The sequence below is a fragment of the Stieleria neptunia genome (genome assembly GCF_007754155.1).
Lineage (GTDB): Bacteria > Planctomycetota > Planctomycetia > Pirellulales > Pirellulaceae > Stieleria > Stieleria neptunia.
The window spans coordinates 9,206,152-9,220,068 of record NZ_CP037423.1 but is presented as its reverse complement, the minus strand read 5'-3'; the positions used below and the strand labels follow the sequence as shown (position 1 = coordinate 9,220,068).

Annotated in this window: 11 protein-coding genes; 9 read left to right on the top strand and 2 right to left on the bottom strand. The window is 60.0% G+C overall.

Going from position 1 to position 13,917, the window contains the following annotated elements:
- Position 1: 1 nt before the first annotated feature.
- The 5 genes from Enr13x_RS32220 (at position 2) to Enr13x_RS32200 (ending at position 6,176) form a co-directional block, all read left to right on the top strand.
- Positions 2-472 carry a YraN family protein gene (locus Enr13x_RS32220; protein ID WP_145391001.1) on the top strand — a complete coding sequence of 157 codons (471 nt, stop codon included), beginning with the start codon at positions 2-4 and terminating at the stop codon, positions 470-472.
- A 282-nt stretch (positions 473-754) separates the two neighbouring features.
- A complete protein-coding gene (locus Enr13x_RS32215) occupies positions 755-2,017 on the top strand; it encodes an efflux RND transporter periplasmic adaptor subunit (RefSeq protein ID WP_145391000.1) in 1,263 nt (420 codons plus the stop codon).
- A 6-nt stretch (positions 2,018-2,023) separates the two neighbouring features.
- Complete coding sequence (locus Enr13x_RS32210; protein ID WP_145390999.1) at positions 2,024-3,265, top strand: ABC transporter permease; 1,242 nt, start codon at positions 2,024-2,026, stop codon at positions 3,263-3,265.
- A 6-nt stretch (positions 3,266-3,271) separates the two neighbouring features.
- The gene (locus Enr13x_RS32205; RefSeq protein ID WP_145390998.1) at positions 3,272-4,000 is read left to right on the top strand and encodes an ABC transporter ATP-binding protein; all 729 of its coding nucleotides are present in this window, start codon (positions 3,272-3,274) and stop codon (positions 3,998-4,000) included.
- A 172-nt stretch (positions 4,001-4,172) separates the two neighbouring features.
- Positions 4,173-6,176, top strand: a complete 2,004-nt coding sequence (locus Enr13x_RS32200; protein ID WP_145390997.1) for an arylsulfatase — start codon at positions 4,173-4,175, stop codon at positions 6,174-6,176.
- Between the two features lie 155 nt (positions 6,177-6,331).
- Here the strand turns inward: Enr13x_RS32200 and Enr13x_RS32195 are convergent, their stop codons facing one another.
- Positions 6,332-7,042 carry an outer membrane protein gene (locus Enr13x_RS32195; RefSeq protein WP_197455512.1) on the bottom strand — a complete coding sequence of 237 codons (711 nt, stop codon included), beginning with the start codon at positions 7,040-7,042 and terminating at the stop codon, positions 6,332-6,334.
- 329 nt (positions 7,043-7,371) lie between these two features.
- On the opposite strand from Enr13x_RS32195, the gene Enr13x_RS32190 reads away from it, so the two are divergent.
- The gene (locus tag Enr13x_RS32190; protein ID WP_145390995.1) at positions 7,372-8,421 is read left to right on the top strand and encodes an AAA family ATPase; all 1,050 of its coding nucleotides are present in this window, start codon (positions 7,372-7,374) and stop codon (positions 8,419-8,421) included.
- A gap of 73 nt (positions 8,422-8,494) precedes the next feature.
- On the opposite strand, the gene Enr13x_RS38535 is transcribed toward Enr13x_RS32190, so the two are convergent.
- A complete protein-coding gene (locus Enr13x_RS38535) occupies positions 8,495-8,764 on the bottom strand; it encodes a hypothetical protein (protein WP_197455511.1) in 270 nt (89 codons plus the stop codon).
- Here Enr13x_RS38535 and Enr13x_RS32185 point away from each other — a divergent pair.
- The 3 genes from Enr13x_RS32185 to Enr13x_RS32175 are packed head-to-tail and all read left to right on the top strand — an operon-like array spanning position 8,763 to position 13,854.
- Positions 8,763-9,674 carry a DUF58 domain-containing protein gene (locus tag Enr13x_RS32185; RefSeq protein WP_145390994.1) on the top strand — a complete coding sequence of 304 codons (912 nt, stop codon included), beginning with the start codon at positions 8,763-8,765 and terminating at the stop codon, positions 9,672-9,674. The two genes, Enr13x_RS38535 and Enr13x_RS32185, sit on opposite strands and share 2 nt — an antisense overlap.
- A complete protein-coding gene (locus tag Enr13x_RS32180) occupies positions 9,671-11,689 on the top strand; it encodes a BatA domain-containing protein (RefSeq protein ID WP_145390993.1) in 2,019 nt (672 codons plus the stop codon). The genes Enr13x_RS32185 and Enr13x_RS32180 overlap by 4 nt, the downstream gene beginning before the upstream one ends.
- Positions 11,680-13,854, top strand: a complete 2,175-nt coding sequence (locus tag Enr13x_RS32175; RefSeq protein ID WP_145390992.1) for a hypothetical protein — start codon at positions 11,680-11,682, stop codon at positions 13,852-13,854. The genes Enr13x_RS32180 and Enr13x_RS32175 overlap by 10 nt, the downstream gene beginning before the upstream one ends.
- Positions 13,855-13,917 lie beyond the last annotated feature (63 nt).

Genomic DNA, 13,917 nt, shown 5'->3' with positions numbered 1-13,917 from the left:
CATGACACGTCCAACGCCCCCGCGATTCATCCAGCATCTCTGGGATCGCTATTCCCAGTGGCGTTTCGGGCGGATCGATCCCGAGGCCCCGATCGGCCGTCGGGGCGAGCAAGCCGCCGCGCGGTTGCTGCGCCAAAAGGGATTCGTGGTGGTCGCCGAAAGTGAATCCGACCGCGGCGGCGAAATCGATTTGATTGCCGCCGACAAGAAGTCCCGCGCGGTGATCTTCGTCGAAGTCAAAACGCTGCAGACGACCCGCCCGGGCCATCCGGCCGATCGGGTCGATGAAAACAAGCAGGCGCGGATCACCCGCGCCGCGTTGCGATTTCTCAAACGTCGCAAACTTCTCGGCACGCCATGCCGTTTCGATGTGATCGCCATCTGGTGGCCCAAGGGCGAATCGTTGCCGGTCAAGATCGAGCATTACGAACACGCCTTCGAAGCCGCCGGCGATTTCCAATTGTGGTCCTGAAGCGAGCGCGCGCCCAATGCCACCTACTTTGACGCCAAGCGGGGTGTTTTTGTTAGCGGTAGGGCGCGAGCCCTCCGGTCTTTCACGGTGTTTTTGAAGCGCGACCGGACGGCTCGCGCCGTTCCGCTAACACCTTTAAAGCCAAAGTAAGTGACATTGAGCGTGCGGTGCCAAGATTTTCGATCGCGATGCGAATCAATTGCCAAAGGTCTTGTCCGGGTCGTCGATCAACTAGACTTGAAAGGGCGTTGATCACACTCCTGTCTCTCGCCCCGCAGTCGAATGAAGATGCTTGTCAAAATGCTGGTCCTGATTGGCGTTTTGGCTGGTATTGGTACAGTCGGATACAAACCGGCGATGACCTATTGGGAAGAACGTCATCGGATGAAGTGGGAAACCGCCGCGATCGTCCGCGGGGATGTGACGCGGTATGTCAATTCCACCGGTTCGGTACGGCCGGTCCAATCGGTGCTGGTCGGTTCGGTCGTCTCGGGGCCGATCGAGGAGCTGAACGTCGATTTCAATGACGAGGTCAAAAAGGGTGACGTGTTGGCGACGATCGACCCGCGGCTTTTCAAAGCCGACGTCGCCAGGGACGAAGCGACCCTGGCCACGCGAAAGGCGGAACTGGAACGGATCGAAGCGGAGTTGATCCAGGCCAACAACAGCTACGATCGCGGTCAGAAGTTGTACACCAAGAGCGTCGGCTTCCTCTCCGACAGCGAAATGGACGCGCTCGTGTTCGAAGTGAAGTCGTTGGAAGCGCAGTTAAAAGTCGCGCACGCGATGATTCAGCAGGCCGAGGCGTCGCTGGAAAATTCACGGGCGAACCTGAATTACTGTGAGATCACGGCTCCGGTCGACGGCATGATCATCGACCGAAAGATCGACCCCGGACAAACACTTGCCGCCTCGTTTCAGACGCCGGAACTGTTCATCGTCGCCCCGGATCTGCGTGACCAGGTTCACGTGTTCGCCTCCGTTGACGAAGCGGACATCGGGCTGGTTCAAAAGGCTCAAGCTGAATCGCGGCCGGTGACGTTCACCGTCGACGCCCACCCCGACGAGTTGTTCACCGGCGAGATCGAGCAGATTCGCGTCAGCAGCGTCGCCAACCAGAACGTGGTCACCTATCCCGTCGTCATCGTGACCAGCAATCCCGACTTGAAACTGTTGCCCGGAATGACAGCCAGCATCTCGTTCGAAGTCGATTCGATCAGCGATGTGCCGAAATTGCCCAACGCCGCACTCCGTTTCTTTCCCGAAGAGATCGAGTGGGTGCGCGAGTCCGACCGGCACCTGATCGATGGGTCGACGTGGAAAGCGAAGCGCGATCGGGATGACCAGGAGCAGCAACTGCCGGCGGCGGAGAAAGCGAAGAAGCGAAGGGTGCGGAACAAGCGCCACGTCTGGGTCGTCGATGGAAAGTTGCTGCGCGCCGTGGAGATCGAAACCGGATTGAGCGAAAGCGGATTCACCGAGCTGAAGTCGGGAGCGCTTTCGGTCGGTGATTCATTGGTGACCGGCCAGGAAGTGAAAAAGTAATCACCCATGTCGTTCTTGGATACCATTCGGATCGCGCTGAGAGCCTTGTTGAAAAACAAGATGCGCGCGGTGTTGACGGTCATCGGCGTGGTGATCGGGATTGCCGCGGTGACCACCATCGTGTCGATCGGTCAGGGCGCGAACCGACTGGTGCAAGGTGAATTGGAAAACCTGGGCACCAACGTAATCTTTGTAATCCCGGGGCAAACCACCGACGGCGGCGTTCGCCAGAACGATGCGCCGTCGTTGACCGCTGCGGATGCCGATGCGATCAGCACGGAATGTCCGGCGGTCTTGGCCGCTTCACCATTGGTGTTCACCGGCGGGCAGGTGATTTACGGCAACGAAAATTGGAGCCCCAAGGAGATGTTGGGTGTCGGCACGGACTTCTTGCTGGTCCGCAATTGGGGGCTTCAGGCCGGGTCGTTTTTCAGCGAAGCCGACGTCGAGTCCAAGGCCAAGGTGTGCGTGATCGGCCAAACTTTGATACCGAAGTTGTTTCGCACCACCAATCCGCTCGGCGAGACGCTGCGCGTCAACAACGTGCCCATTCGCGTGATCGGAATCCTGTCCAAGAAAGGCGCCAACATGGTTGGTGATGACCAGGACAATCTGTTGTTGATGCCGCAGACGACGGTGCGCAAGCGGTTGCTCGGATCACCGATGGATAACATTCATGCGATCATGGTTTCGGCGCGCAGCACCAACCAGATGAGTACGGCGACGCGTCAGATTCGCAATTTGTTGCTCGAGCGACATGACATCGCACCGGGGGAGGAAGACGATTTCGACATCACGGACATGGAAGAGGTTGCCGGAACGTTGGGGATGATCACCGGAACGCTGACGTTGATGTTGTCGGCGATCGCGGGGATTTCGTTGGTCGTCGGAGGCGTCGGCATCATGAACATCATGTTGGTTTCAGTGACCGAACGGACGCGTGAGATCGGCATCCGGATGGCGCTCGGGGCGCGGGGCCGCGATATTTTGTGGCAGTTCTTGATCGAGTCGGTGGTGTTGTCGAGCATCGGCGGGGTGATCGGATTGGCGCTCGGAACCGGCATGTCGATGGCCGCGACGATGTTGATCAACGCCTACAAACCGGGGACGGATTGGCCGATGGTGGTGTCGTTCCCCGCGGCGCTCGTTGCGATGGGGTTTGCCGCGGCGGTCGGCGTGTTTTTCGGTTTCTATCCCGCTCGGCGCGCCAGCAAGTTGGACCCGATCGACGCGCTCAGGTACGAGTAACCCATTGTGGCATTGATCGAGCTTCGAGATGTCAGACGCGTGTATGACTTGGGCGAAGTCCAAGTGCACGCGCTCCGTACGGTCAGTTTGCAGATCCAGCGGGGGGAATACATCGCGTTGGTCGGTCCGTCGGGCAGCGGCAAGTCGACGTTGATGAACACGCTCGGTTGTCTGGACCGGCCGTCCCACGGCAGCTACTTGCTCGACGGCCAGGAGATCGTCTCGATGAACCGTGACCAGCGGGCTCGGATTCGAAACAAGCAGCTCGGGTTCGTGTTCCAGAACTTTAATTTGCTCAACCGGACCTCGGCGCTGGAGAACGTCGAGTTGCCGCTGATGTACGGCCCACGTCTGTCCGCCCGCCAGCGGCATGATCGGGCGCGCGAGGTGTTGGATCAGGTCGGGTTGGGGGATCGCTACCATCATCATCCCAGCCAGCTCTCCGGCGGTCAGCAGCAACGTGTGGCGATCGCCAGGGCACTGGTCAATCGTCCGTCGATCTTGATGGGGGATGAGCCGACCGGCAACCTGGACTCCCAGACCAGCCGCGAGGTGATTGCGTTGTTCCAAGAGCTGAATGAGAAACAAGGGATCACGGTGATTCTGGTCACGCACGACCCCAACATCGCGCGCAATTCCAAGCGGACGATCGTGCTCCGCGACGGCGAGGTCGTCGAAGACACGACCGATTTTGCCAAAGCCAAAGCCGCACTCGATGCCGAGGGGGACCAGTAGCGAGGATTGTGGCTTCCTGTCTGGCCATCATTCTGCCCCGTATCGTTCTGCCATCTCTCTTTTCCGGTACGGCAAATTGGCAGAATGATTCGGGGCAGAATGATATTGTTTGGACGAGCGGTTAAACTGGCTTGCCGTACGCTATCCCGTTGTCTCTCAATCCATGCATTCGATGTTACGTTCCCTTGCCACCTCACTCGCGTTTTTCGCCGTCCTGTTTGTCTCCACGGCCAGCGCCGAATCCAAGCCCAATGTGATCTTCATCCTGCTCGACGACATGGGCTGGGGGGACTTTGGGGTGCTGCATCAAAATGATTCGACGCATTCCAAACGGCATCAGACGCCGATGTTGGATCGGATGGCCGCCGAAGGGATGCAGTTGCGCGATCATTATTGTCCGGCGCCGGTTTGTGCCCCCAGCCGTTCGTCACTGTTGACGGGCGTGCATCAGGGCCACGCGGTGGTGCGAGACAATCAGTTTGACAAGGCGCTCGAAGACAATCACACGCTGGCGACGGTGATGAAGGCGGCGGGGTACAAGACCTGGTTGGTCGGCAAGTATGGATTGCAGGGCGCGACCAACGGCCAGGACGACGATTGGACGCCGGCCGATTGGCCCGCCTATCCGACCAAGCGTGGGTTCGATGAGTTCTACGGCTATGTCCGCCACCGCGATGGTCACGTTCATTATCCGGCCGAAAACTGGAACCTGGGCGACAACGAAGTGCATCGCACGCCCAAACAGATTTGGCACAACGACCAGGAGGTCAGCAAGGATTTGGCCAAGTGCTACACGACGGACCTGTTCGCCGCCCGCAGCAAAGACTGGATCGCCAAGCATGTGAAAAGCGGTTCCGAGCAGCCCTTCTTTCTGTACCTCGCCTATGACACGCCCCACGCGGCGCTTCAATTGCCTTCGGTCGAGTTCCCCGAAGGCTATGGTTTGGACGGCGGACTGCAATGGCTCGGCAAGCCGGGGGCGATGATCAACACGGCGGTCGGAACGGTGGACGGATACCGGCATCCCGACTACACCGGCAAGGGCTGGTCGGACGTCGAAGAGCGTTTTGCAACGATGGTCCGCCGAATCGACCACAGCGTCGGCGATTTGTTGCAGACGTTGCGCGACCTATCGATCGACAAGAACACGCTGGTCGTCCTGAGTTGCGATAACGGTCCGCACCACGAGTCGTACTTGCGCGACGCACAAGACAATCGCGTCAACTACACGCCACAGTCGTTCCAGTCCTACGGTCCGTTTGACGGAACCAAACGAGACGTCTGGGAGGGCGGGATCCGGGTCGGCACGTTGGCCTGGTGGCCCGGGCAGGTGGCGCCCGGATCGATCGATCGTTCGCCCTCGCAGTTCCACGATTGGATGCCGACGTTCGCGCGGGCCGGCGGGATCGCGCCCCCGGCAAGGACCGACGGGGTTTCGCTGTTGCCGACGTTGACGGGGCAGGGGACACAGCGGCAAAGTCAGGTTTACATCGAGTATTTCAACGGCGGCAGGACGCCCACGTACGGCGATTTTCAAGCGTCAAAGCGGAACCAACGACGCAGGCAAATGCAGGTCGTGTTTGTCGATGGCTACAAAGGCGTGCGGGTCGACATCCAGGATCACCGCCAACCGTTTGCGATTTATGACCTGAAAAACGATCCCAAAGAGCTTCACGATCTCGCCGGCACGGGCGAAAAATTTGCGAAGTTGCAGAAGAAGATGCATGACCGTGTGCTGCAGCTGCGCCGCGCCAATCCGACGGCGCCGCGGCCCTATGACAAGGTTGCGATTCCCGCGGTGGCCATCAGCCAGCAGGAAGGTTGGACGTATGACGTTTATTCGGGGACGTTTCCCTACGTGCCCGAGGTCGACGAATTACAGCCGACGATGTCGGGGCGGTTGGACGAGATGTCTGTGGCAGGTGCCAAGGGAGCCGTTCGGTTTCGCGGCGTGTTTGTCGCCCCCGAAACCGGACTGTATCAAGTCACGCTTTCGACTGAGTCACCGACGTTCGCACGGATTCATGACGCGGAGTTGATCGATGCCGATTTCGGTTTCGATCCCGCTGAAACCTATTCGACCGAGATTCGACTCGAGCAAGGCATGCATCCGGTGACCGTCACGACGCTGGCTGATGGCGACGTGACGATCGGTTTGCAGTGGAAACGGAAGTGACCCGATTGCCTGCCGATGAGATGGCAGAAAAACACGGGGCAGAAAAATGGCGTCGTGCAAATGGGTGACGGAACTTACCAGTGGGATAGGCTTCCAGCCTGTCGTTTTCGCCATGACAGGCTGGAAGCCTATCCCACGTATTCTTCCGACGGTCCTTAGCGGCGGAAAACCCGTAGCGTCAGCATCAGTTGATCCGAGTCGAGGTCGACATTCAGATTGCCTGCGGCGGCACCACCGCCAGTCGTCAGATTCGTGTTGGCATTGCCGAGATCCAGGCGTCGGTAACCGAAATCCAATTCCACATTGGACAGCAGCTTGCACGTCAGTCCGATGCCGAATTGGTAGGCCAAGTCGTCGTCGTCTTTGACGCTGGAGACGACGCCGTCGGATGCGGCAAATTCGAAGTGCGACCAGCCGATGCCTCCACCTGCATAAACCTCAAGATTCTCGCTGATCGGTTTGTCTATCCACAGGTTCGACAGTCCGGCAAAGCGTTCGGTGAACGCACCGCGGTAAAAGAACGTGTAGGGGCCCGGAGGTCCGGGAAAGCTGTTGAGCGTGAACTGCGAGTCGTCAAAAAACATGTACTGGGATTCCATGCGAATTTGGTAGTCGCAGTGATCGAATTCACGTCCGTATGCGAATCCATACCCTTCGTTCGTCTCGTTTTCGATTCCCGAGGCGTCGAAATTTCCGTTGGTGTTGCGTCCGGAACCTTTCATGGTCAGGAAATCGCCGGAAAAGGAACCCGCGAGATAGCAGTTCGTGAAATCAAAGCTCGTGAAATCAAAACACTGGGCCGAAGCGGAGTTCATGCCCGCAATCGACATGACGAGCGCGAGGAGAAGTTGCTGTCCGAAACGCATGTTCGAATCCTTTCGGTTTTGGTGGGGACGCATTGGTCGCCGATGGTGCAGAACGTCGAAAGCATCCCTGGCTCCCGCGCTATAACAGTATTCGGGCCTTGTCCCCTCTCGGGTTGGGGAAAACGGTTGTTCCCGTCGCGACGCGAAAGACCGTGCTGTTTTGACCAATCGTTACGGTCGACCGGCGTCGGGTGCCCGGGTGAGCCACTGGTTCCTGTCATGCGTCTGATTTCCGATCGACGAACACGATCTGCGGGTTTGCCCCCAGACGGTTTGGGTTACACTAGCCCGATTCGAATCTTACGCAACGCGATCGTCGTCTTAGGTCAATGTCTGGACAAGTTGAAGCAGCACAGGTGAAAGGCTCGCCGGATAAAACGGCCCAGGTTCAGACGGCCCAGGGTGATCTGTCCGGCGACGATGTCAACGCGATCGATCGTTTGCAGCAGGCCTATGCCGATTTGCGCCGCGAGCTGTCCCGCGTCATCGTCGGCCAATCCGAAGCGATCGAGCAACTGGCGATCTGTTTTTTCGCACGCCGCAATTCGCTACTGGTCGGCGTGCCCGGGTTGGCCAAAACGCTGCTGGTCGGAAAATTCGCCGAGACGCTCTCGCTGAGTTTCAGTCGGATTCAGTTCACGCCGGATCTGATGCCGATGGACATCACCGGGACCGACATCCTGCAAGACACGGCCGAGGGGCGGCGTGAATTTCAGTTCGTCCGCGGACCCGTGTTTGCAAACGTCGTGCTGGCCGACGAAATCAATCGGGCCCCGCCGAAAACTCAGGCGGCACTGTTGGAAGCGATGCAAGAAGGCAACGTGACCGTGCTCGGCAAAGAGTTTGCCCTGCCATCACCCTTCATGGTCTTGGCGACACAGAATCCCGTGGAACAGGAGGGGACGTATCCGTTGCCGGAAGCGCAACTGGATCGTTTCATGTCCCTGATCGAACTGGGCTATCCCAGCGAGGCGGAAGAAATTCAGATCGCCCGGATGACCACCGGCGAGCGTCAGCCGGTCTTGGATTCGCTGTTGTCGGTCGAACAAATCTTGAGCCACCAAGAGGTGGTGCGCCGCGTCCCGGTGCCGGATCACCTGTACGAATTTGCCGCCAAGCTGGTCCGTCAGACGCGGCCCGATGGCGGCACGGCGCCGGATTGGTTGATCCCCTTGGTCGCCTGGGGTGCCGGACCACGCGCGGTGCAGAGTTTGATTCTGGGCGCGAAGAGCCGGGCGGCGCTCTACGGCAGCTACATGGTTCGCCAGGAAGACATCCTGGCCGTCGCATCGCCCGTGCTTTCCCACCGGCTGGTGTTGACCTTCGCCGCACAAGCCGAACGGATCACCGCCCGCGAGATCATCGCGAAGTTGATTTGAGATTCAAGTTTCAAGTTTCAAGTTTCAAGTTTCAAGTTTCAAGTTTCAAGTTTCAAGTTTCAAGTTTCAAGTTTCAAGTTTTGAGTTTTGAGTTTTGAGTTTTGAGTTTTGAGTTTTGAGTTTTGAGTTTTGAGTTTTGAGTTTTGAGTTTTGAGTTTTGAGTTTTGAGTTTTGAGTTTTGAGTTTTGAGTTTTGAGTTTTGAGTTTTGAGAAGCCGCCCGCCTGCCTCCCCACATTTTCCTGTCACCCATTTTCTTGTCTCCTCTCTCCCACGCCCATTTTTCTGCCCTCCATTTTTCTGCCACCTCCCACCTGCCAGCACTTCCTCTTTCACCACGCGCATGATCGAACCTGGTTCTGACCCCGACGCCGTGACGGAATCGTTTTTCGATCCCGTGCTTGCGGAGCGTTTGTCGGCGATTGCGTTGACGACGCGGCGGCCGATGTTGGGCACCGTATCGGGACGGCACCAGAGTCCGCATCGCGGATCGAGCGTTGAGTTTGCCGAGTACCGTCGCTATCAACCCGGCGATGATCTGAGACGATTGGATTGGCGTGCCTACGGACGCAGCGACCGCTATTACGTCAAGGAGTTCGAAGCCGACACCAACCTGCGTCTGGTCTTGGTCCTCGACGGCAGCGGGTCGATGGGATTCGGTGACAAGCTGCACGCGGCGCGGCAGATCGCCGCCACGCTCGCCTACATCGCGATTCGGCAAGGCGATGCCGCGGGATTGATCTGTGCCAGCGACGCGGGATCGGAATTGTTGCCGCCACGGCGGATTGCCGGGCAGGTGTCCGTGTTGTTCGAGCGGCTGCGAAACCTGCAGGCCGCCGGAGTGACGACACTGGAAGAAACCCTTCATCAGTTGGCCGAAACGATTCGTGAACGCGCGTTGATCGTCGTGATCTCCGACCTGTTGCTGGAACCGCCGACACTCCGCAGCGCGGTCGAGCATTTGGCGTTTCGCAAACACGATGTCGCGATGTTTCATTTGATGGATCCCGTCGAGTTACAACCCGATTGGGATCGACCAATTCGGTTGAACGACATGGAAGGGGATGAATCGATTCTGGTCGATCCCGATGAGATTGCCGCCGGTTATGCCGACGCCGTCCAGGACTTCCTCGAGGAGGTGGAACGGATCAGCCGCGAAACCGCAGTCGACTACCACCGTGTGATGTTGGACCGGCCGATCGAAGAGTCGCTGATGGGGTTTTTGGCCGGGCGAGGACGAGATTCGGCTGTATGAGCTTTTTGAGACTCGGAGCGCTGTGGGCTCTTCCGCTTGTGCTGATCCCGATTGTGATTCATCTGATTCACCGTCGCCGGCATCCCACCGCGCCGTGGGCGGCGATGATGTTTCTCCGCCGCGCCACCCAGGCACGTCGTGGTCCGGCAAAGCTGAGGCGGTGGTTGATCCTTGCGGTGCGAACCTTGGTCGTTGCGGCCGTCGTGTTCGCGCTGGCGCGTCCACTTTCCAGTGGCATGTTCGGCGTGGCGGCCAGCCGTGTCGTTTCCGGGGCACCGTCGGTGGTGGTCTTGGACCGGTCTGCCAGCATGCAGCGTCGAACCGAATCCGGATTGACCCACCAGGCGGCCGCACTCCGCCGCGTTGCGGAGACGCTGCGGACGCTGGGCACCGGGCGCGTGGTGCTGATCGACAGCGTCAGTGTCGCACCGATCGAGTTGGCGGATGTCGACGCATTGACCGATCCACAGTGGACCGGTGGGGCGGCATCTGCGGCGGACGTGCCGACGATGTTGCGCGTCGCGATGCAGTACTTGATGGACCATGATCATCCGGTCGCCGACGTTTGGGTCTGCAGCGATGGTCAAGCAAACGATTGGCGTCCGGATGCCGAGTCGTGGAGCCAAGTTGCTGAGGCGGCCGAGTCGTTGGGCGACGGCGTTCGTCTGCACCTGGTGGACGTCGCAGAGGACCCGCGCGTCAACACGTCGGTGGTGGTAACCCGCCAACGCGTCGTCGACACCGGTTCAGACAGTGATCCCGGTTCAGACAAGCAGCTGACGGTTTCGGCGGTCGTCCAGCGACAGGACGATGCCTCGGTCGTCGTTCCGCTGCGAGTCTTGGTCGGAGGCGTGACCAAAACCTTCGACGTCCGGGTCGACGGGGGACGGGGGGAATTGATCGATGCGCGTGTTCCGGTGCCGGACGACCAGGACACCCTTTACGGCCGGGTTTCGATACCGGCGGACGTGAACGCCGCGGATGATGATTGGTTTTTCGTCGCGTCCGCCGATCGGGATCGACCCATCGGGTTGGTTACCCAGTCGCCGTGTTTGGCCTTGGAAGTGGCCGCGGACGTTCTGGGCAACGTGGTTGTTGCCGAGGACTCGCCGGGCGGGGCAGAGCAGGGGAGTCGTTTGCAGCGACCGGGGCAGCTGACCGGTGGTGTGGCGTGTTTGATTTGGCAGGGACAGTTGCCCGTCGGCGACGACGCCGCGGCGGTCACGCGGTTTCTCGAGAGCGGCGGCAGCGTCGTCTTCTTTCCGCCGTCGGACGTCGACCGCGCGAACGAGTTCCAGGCGGTCCGCTGGGAACAATGGACTCGGGGCACCGTTCGGCAAGCCAGATTTGACCAGTGGGAATTGCCGATCGCCGCGTCGTGTTGCCTCGACGGCCAGATGGTGCGGTTGGCGGAGATCGGTGCGGGGGAGCTTTGGATCGGAAAGGTACGCGTCGGCAGCGGAGCGGCTTGGTTTTGCGGAGCCGATGTGATCGATCCCGACAGCTTGTTCGTCAGGGATGGATTGGTGCTGTATGGATTGTTGTCCGAAGCGATCGAGGCAAGCCCGCTGCAGATTGCCGGTGATGGCGGAATCGTGGCGGGCACCGACGACCGACGTTTGCAAACCGTGCAAACGGGGGCGGGGGCATTCAATGAAACGGCAGGCATTGAAACGCTGCTTGCCAGCGACAACGAAGCCGTCGGCATACCACTGGGACATGGCGCCGGCGTGTTTGCACAGCGACACTCCGCGGAAGGCCCGCCGCGCGTGTTGGCGATCAATCGTCCGGCGGCGGAATCCGATCCCCAGACGATCTCCGATTCGCAGCTCCAGGGGTTGCTCGGCGATGGACGCTGGAACCACGTCGTCCTGCGCGGTCCCCAAGCCGACTCCGGCGGCGGTCTGGTGCACGAGATCTGGGGGGTGATCTGGGTGATGATGATCGTCGGGATGTTGTGTGAAGCCTGGTTGACGTTGCCGCCGCGCACGCGAGGTGAATCGCGATGGTCGTGATCTCTGCCGCTGCGATCATCGCCGTGATTTGGTTCGCATGGATCGCCTGGCGACGAAGCGGTCGCCGGTGGCGTGTCGCCGTGGTCGAGAGTCTGCGTGTCGTCTTGGTGACCGTCGCGATCGGTTTGTTGTGGCAACCCGAGACGACGTACCAGATCGATTCGGAACGCAAGGGAGAGGTCGTCTTGTTGATCGATCGCTCGGCGAGCATGCAGACACGTGATGTTCAATCGGGGCTTCAATCGGCCAGTCGTCAAGAGATCGCCGACCGCATCCGAGGAGACGCGGCGTGGACGCGGTTGGACAATCGATTCAAAAAAGTGGACCTCGCGCTCGACGAATCCAGCGACGAATCCAACGATGATTCGGGCGACGGGGGCAGCGATTTGGGCGGCGCGTTGGATCGGGCGGCCGAGCGTCACGAATCGGCGGTCGCGTTCGTGTTGGTGTCCGATGGCGATTTCAATCGCGGGCGTTCACCCGTTCAGGCGGCGGCGGAAATCGCCGCCCGCAGCGGTGGTCGCGCACGCGTGAATTCGATTCCGATTGGCAGCCCCGATCGCTTGCCCGACATCGAACTCGTTTCCGCCGACGTGCCGACCTTCGGTGTCGTCGCGAAACCCGTCCAGATTCCCTTCACGATTCGAAACTGGTTTGGCGAGATCCGCGAAGTGACCGTGTCGTTGCGCGAAGTCGATCGCGTCGCGGACACCCAGACCCTTTCAATCCGCCCGGGCGCTCGCTTCGATGGGGCGTTCTTGTGGCAATCCGACCAGGCAGGGACTTATGCCTTGACCATCCAGTCGCCCGTGATCGAATCGGAAACCAATCCGGAGAACAATCGGTTGAGCAAGACGATCGAAATTCGCGAAGAGAAATTGCGTGTCTTGGTCATCGAAGGGACGCCCAGATGGGAGTATCGCTATTTGCGGAATGCGTTGTTGCGTGATCCGGGGATCGACGTTTCCTGTTTGCTCTATCATCCCGAGTTGCCCGGGGTCGGGGGCGGCGGCGAAGACTACTTGGCGTCGCTGCCGGAGGATCCCGCGGAGCTGGCGTCGTACGATGTGATCTTCTTGGGCGATGTCGGCGTCGCGGAAGGGCAATTGACTGTTGAGCAGTGTCGTCAGATCCGCGGCTTGGTCGAGCAGCAGGCGGTGGGGCTGGTGTTGATGCCGGGGCCGCGCGGGCGGCAGGCGTCGTTGTTTGCCAGTGAGCTGGGAGAGTTGATTCCCGTCGTGATTGATCGGGCCAGGCCGCTCGGGGTTGGAAACGGCGTGCCGGCATCGTTTGCGTTGACGGGGGCGGGGCGACGCAGCCTGTTGACGGCGCTGGACGATGACCCGCAGACCAACTGGGCGGTCTGGGAATCGCTGCCGGGGTTTTATTGGTACGCCGCGGTCACCCGCGCCAAAGCGGGCAGCGAGGTGTTGGCGGTGCACGCCGAGGCAAGCAATCAATCTGGGCGCGTGCCGTTGCTGGTCACACGCCCGGCCGCTGCCGGCAAGGTCCTGTTCATGGGCAGCGATTCCGTCTGGCGTTGGCGGATGGGCGTCGAGGACAAATACCACTATCGGTTTTGGGGCCAAGTGATTCGTTGGATGGCCTATCAACGTAACATGGCGGTCGGAGAAACCATGCGGCTGTCCTATCGACCCGATCAACCGGAGATCGGAGAAACCGTGACCTTGCGAGCCAGCGTCATGACCAGCGGCGGGATGCCCTCGCAAGCCGACGCGGCGACCGTGGAAATCGTTTCGCCCACCGGTTCGAGCCGTTCGCTGCGACTGCAACGCGAAGATTCGCAGTGGGGCGTGTTCACCGCGCAGACCCAGTTGGACCAGTACGGCGTGCATGCATTGACGCTCCGGCACCCTTCGGAAGAATCCACCGTCCGGGCGCGCGTCGCGGTGCAGGGCAGGGGGGAGGAACAGGTCGGCCGGCCGGCGCGGCGTGATATCATGCGTGAGGTCGCCAAGGTCGGTCGAGGCCAGACGTTCGCGGCCGATCAAGTCGGCCAGCTCGTCGATCAACTCAATCGCCTGCCCCCCGACCCGTCCACCATGCGACGCATCCAGTGGTGGAATCACCCCGCGGTGCTGTCGGCCATCATCGCCGGACTGGCGTTGTTTTGGGTCGCGCGGAAATGGGCCGGAGGCGTTTGAGGGTTGGTTTTAACTTTGAAGTTTCGATTGCTAGGCTGTCTTTTCTTTTCCATTTTTCTGCCC

Bases quoted from the DNA above. Each gene is read 5' to 3' on its own strand.
- Enr13x_RS32220 (WP_145391001.1), top strand. From the start codon at position 2: ATGACACGTCCAACGCCCCCGCGATTCATCCAGCATCTCTGGGATCGC.
- Enr13x_RS32215 (WP_145391000.1), top strand. From the start codon at position 755: ATGAAGATGCTTGTCAAAATGCTGGTCCTGATTGGCGTTTTGGCTGGT.
- Enr13x_RS32210 (WP_145390999.1), top strand. From the start codon at position 2,024: ATGTCGTTCTTGGATACCATTCGGATCGCGCTGAGAGCCTTGTTGAAA.
- Enr13x_RS32200 (WP_145390997.1), top strand. From the start codon at position 4,173: ATGTTACGTTCCCTTGCCACCTCACTCGCGTTTTTCGCCGTCCTGTTT.
- Enr13x_RS32195 (WP_197455512.1), bottom strand. From the start codon at position 7,042: ATGCGTTTCGGACAGCAACTTCTCCTCGCGCTCGTCATGTCGATTGCG.
- Enr13x_RS32190 (WP_145390995.1), top strand. From the start codon at position 7,372: ATGTCTGGACAAGTTGAAGCAGCACAGGTGAAAGGCTCGCCGGATAAA.
- Enr13x_RS32185 (WP_145390994.1), top strand. From the start codon at position 8,763: ATGATCGAACCTGGTTCTGACCCCGACGCCGTGACGGAATCGTTTTTC.
- Enr13x_RS38535 (WP_197455511.1), bottom strand. From the start codon at position 8,764: ATGCGCGTGGTGAAAGAGGAAGTGCTGGCAGGTGGGAGGTGGCAGAAA.
- Enr13x_RS32180 (WP_145390993.1), top strand. From the start codon at position 9,671: ATGAGCTTTTTGAGACTCGGAGCGCTGTGGGCTCTTCCGCTTGTGCTG.
- Enr13x_RS32175 (WP_145390992.1), top strand. From the start codon at position 11,680: ATGGTCGTGATCTCTGCCGCTGCGATCATCGCCGTGATTTGGTTCGCA.